General features: G+C 34.1%; 3 protein-coding genes and 1 tRNA gene. All 4 read right to left on the bottom strand.

Annotation, left to right across the window (positions count from 1 at the left end; translation table 11 throughout):
• Positions 1-175: 175 nt before the first annotated feature.
• Positions 176-619 carry a MarR family transcriptional regulator gene (locus QZ143_RS09005; RefSeq protein ID WP_292883401.1) on the bottom strand — a complete coding sequence of 148 codons (444 nt, stop codon included), beginning with the start codon at positions 617-619 and terminating at the stop codon, positions 176-178.
• Between the two features lie 2 nt (positions 620-621).
• Positions 622-1,794, bottom strand: a complete 1,173-nt coding sequence (locus QZ143_RS09000) for an MFS transporter (RefSeq protein WP_292883398.1) — start codon at positions 1,792-1,794, stop codon at positions 622-624.
• Positions 1,795-2,174: 380 nt separating this feature from the next.
• Positions 2,175-2,246, bottom strand: a tRNA-Gln gene (locus QZ143_RS08995).
• Positions 2,247-2,591: 345 nt separating this feature from the next.
• Positions 2,592-3,561: hypothetical protein (locus QZ143_RS08990; RefSeq protein ID WP_292883395.1), on the bottom strand; the 970-nt coding region annotated here is incomplete at its 5' end.

Raw genomic sequence — 3,561 nt, 5'->3', positions numbered from 1 at the left:
TTTCATATAACCTCTCTCCAAAATAATTTTAATTAATTAATGATTTAATTTTTAAGTTATATATAATTAATAGCTACTTTTTTTCATGAAAATGAAAATGTTTCTGTAGCCCTCTAAGAACTGTATTTTAGTATTAGTAATGTTATTATCGATGATTTAAATCAAATTAAAATCATTATGGTTCAACTACTTTAAATAATAAAGATTTTAGCATTTTAACCTCTTCATCACTCATATTTTTTGTTACCTTTATTTCCCAACCATTAATTAATTTGATTAACTCGTCAGTTTTTTCAATTCCTCGAGAAGTTAATTCGACAATTTTTTTACGCCTGTTTGTCGGATCTTCGCATCGAAAGATATATCCTTTATCTTCAAATTTCCTTAAAAGTTTAGCAGTATATCCTTCACTGACCCTAAACAATTCTACCAATTCTTTTTGTGTAGTTTCTTCACTAAATCTAATCCTTATTAGAAATGGCAGTTCAGCAACAGTAATGTCAGAGTCATCGAGTATTTCTTTAACATATTTTGTATAATCAGCAATCATTTCTTCGACATAGTGATATATGAATATATTTTCTGAATTTTCCTTTTTGAATTGAGCAGGTAATGTCATTGTTATGCCTCAGTTGGATATTTGTATGTTCTAATAGATAACAGTATTAAATCGATAATCATCACCAAAACAGCTGCAATCATGACATATTGGACACCCATTCCCGCAACTACTGCTCCGGCGATTGTTGTTCCTAGAGTGACTCCGACATTTCCCATACTTAAGAATATTCCATTTGCGAATTCAGGAGCATCAGGTGCTGCTGAAACCATCCAGTATTGTGAAATATCATTACCAATACCTGCAAGCAGTCCCCAGAAAATCATCAGGACAATCATTGGTATTTTAGCACCTCCGAATATGAATATTCCAATCATCAATGATGAAAAGATTATTGGAAATGATAAGACAGTTTTATTTGTTTGTGAATTTAATAATTTGGCTCCGAGCCAGTTTCCGACAATTGATGCAACCCCATAAATAAACAGTACGATGCTTAATTCAGTTCCAAATATGTTAGTTAATGAATTTAGAAATTCTGAAATGTATGAATATGAAGCATACATGCCTCCATTTAAGAATATAACTCCCAAAACAGATATTATAAATATTCCAGTTGTTGCTACTTTAATTTGATTTCCATAGGATTGCTCTTTACCCGGTAGGCTTGGGAAAAAGATTATTGTAGCTATCAATGCCAGGAATGTAACGAGACTGAACCACAGCATTGAAAATTGATATCCGAAGTTTGTTGCAACAAATGTTGTTATCGGAACTCCTACAATCATCCCTGCTGACACTCCCATAATTACCTTACTTACCGCATCCTGTGCCTTTTCAGGCTCTACTATTTCTGCGGCAACTGTCAATGCCAAACCACAATAAATCGGATGGAAAATTGCAGGAATTATTCTGCAAATCAAAGCAATATTAAAATCACTTACAAATGCTCCAATTGTTGAAAATATAGTAAAAACCCCTAAAACCAAAATGAAACTTTTTTTTCTGTCAAATTTTGAAAATACAAGGGGCATGAATATTCCACATATTGCAATTGTTAATGCAAACAAGCTCACGAATAAACCTGCCTGTGTGATGTCTACATTAAAATATTGCGCAATTTGAGGCAAAATGCCCACTACTCCCATTTCGGTACTCAATACCCCAAATGTACCAAACATCATAATATAAATTATTAAATTTTCATTTTTCATGTTAATTCCATATACTTTCATAAGATAACTCTTTCGTTAGGAAAGATAAATATTAATTTAATTTTAATATTATTTAAAACTTCTGTTGAAAATTATTTTCAGAAAAAATGCTAACAATAATTTATAAAACAAGTTCAGGATTTGGATTTCAAGTAGCTCAAGTTTCTCAATTATAGATGAAACTATTTAATTATCATGAGTTCTAAAAAAAAGTAGTGTAAAAAGGAAAAGTTATGCAACAGGAGTTTTCATATACTTTCTCTCCAAAAAAATTTAATTAATTACTGATTTAATTTACAAGCCATATAAACCTATAACATATATAACATGTACGAAAAAATTTAGCACATATAGGAAAAAAAAAACAGGAATAAACCGGTTGAAATTTTTTGATAATTAAGTAGTCCCGAGCGGAGTCGAACCGCTGTCTCTGGGTCCAGGGCCCAGAAGGATTGCCACTACCCTACGGGACTATGGAATTATTTTTAGAAATCATAATATATAAATAAGTAGGACTGTCAAAATGTTTGCTCTTAATTTCTTTTTTTCAATCCATACATTTTTTTGAATCATTATCAGATTCATTATTTAAATTTCTTTTTGTGTGCTTGTAGCACCATATTACCTATGTAATTTTATATTTGGTTGTTTTTATTGTCTAATTTAATCTATGACTTTTTTCAAGGAAAGTTAATTAATTTTTTTCCTCAATAATTTTTTTAATAACAATGCTCATACTCCTACTGGAATGATTACTGCATTAATCTTTTGAACTCAGGGATTGCATCATCAACATTCCCATAGTATTTTTTAAAACATTATAGTTCGAAATTGAAGCTTACAGCAGTAAATTTCATGCCACTGTCTCTGATTTTTTTAGATTTTATATCAACATCCCCATATTGCTTTAAGAAATTATTAATCTCTCTTGAAACAGCATTGTAATTTTTTCTGTCATAAACTCTATAATTTCCCATGAATTTAACTGTTTCGTTTTTGTTGAGAACATTTACTTTGTCCAATCTAAATGATTCGTTATTTTTTTCTAAAACAGAATTTACTTTGTTCACTATCTCCTCTTTGATTTTCGCTTTTTCAGCTTTGGCGTAATCGCGGAGCTTTTGAACCTCGGCAGCGACCTTATCTCGAATCATCTGCTTCTGTTCGTCGGTCATGTTGCGGTTGATTTTGTACTTGGCACGCAACTGCGCGATTTTTCCCTTGACTTGGTCGGCGATCTGTTTCTGCCTTGCTTTTCGTTGCTCGACAAGTTTGTTTTTGAGTTCCTTGGCCTTGGCTTTGCCCTCGTCAGTCATGCCGGATGTGGACTTTTCATTCTGGAATGAAGGATTCATCTTAATGTTGCTCAACTCGGCAACATACTTATCGTCGTACTCCTTTTTGAGGTCTTCCTTCTGCTGTTTGACGCTGGCACGGATTTTTTCAATTTCCTGCTGGATGCGCTCTTTGTTGGCCTCTTTTTCTTCCTTCGACATCCCGCTCAGTTCTTCGCGCAATCTGGCGATCTCCGCATTTGCCATTGCAGTAATGTGATCCGCCTTTTCTTTGCGTTCGGCTTCGAGGTTTGCCTTGACGTTCTTCGCCGCTGTTTTGCCCGCGTCGTTCAAGCCGGCTGTTGACACCCTATCACTGCGCTTTTTCGCTGCTTGCGCCGCTTCGCTCAGCTCGTAATTGGTATTTATTTCCGGGAGGTTGTCTATCTCAATGCCGCCACTATCGCCTTGGATGCTCGATGAATTTGACGATGGCTCAACCTTGCGCTTCTTC

Origin of the sequence: Methanobrevibacter sp. UBA188 (assembly GCF_905234905.1) — an archaeon.
Lineage (GTDB): Archaea > Methanobacteriota > Methanobacteria > Methanobacteriales > Methanobacteriaceae > Methanocatella.
Note: the sequence above shows the minus strand (reverse complement) of the source record. Positions and strands in the feature narration are given on the sequence as shown.

Bases quoted from the DNA above. Each gene is read 5' to 3' on its own strand.
- QZ143_RS09000 (WP_292883398.1), bottom strand. From the start codon at position 1,794: ATGAAAGTATATGGAATTAACATGAAAAATGAAAATTTAATAATTTAT.
- QZ143_RS09005 (WP_292883401.1), bottom strand. From the start codon at position 619: ATGACATTACCTGCTCAATTCAAAAAGGAAAATTCAGAAAATATATTC.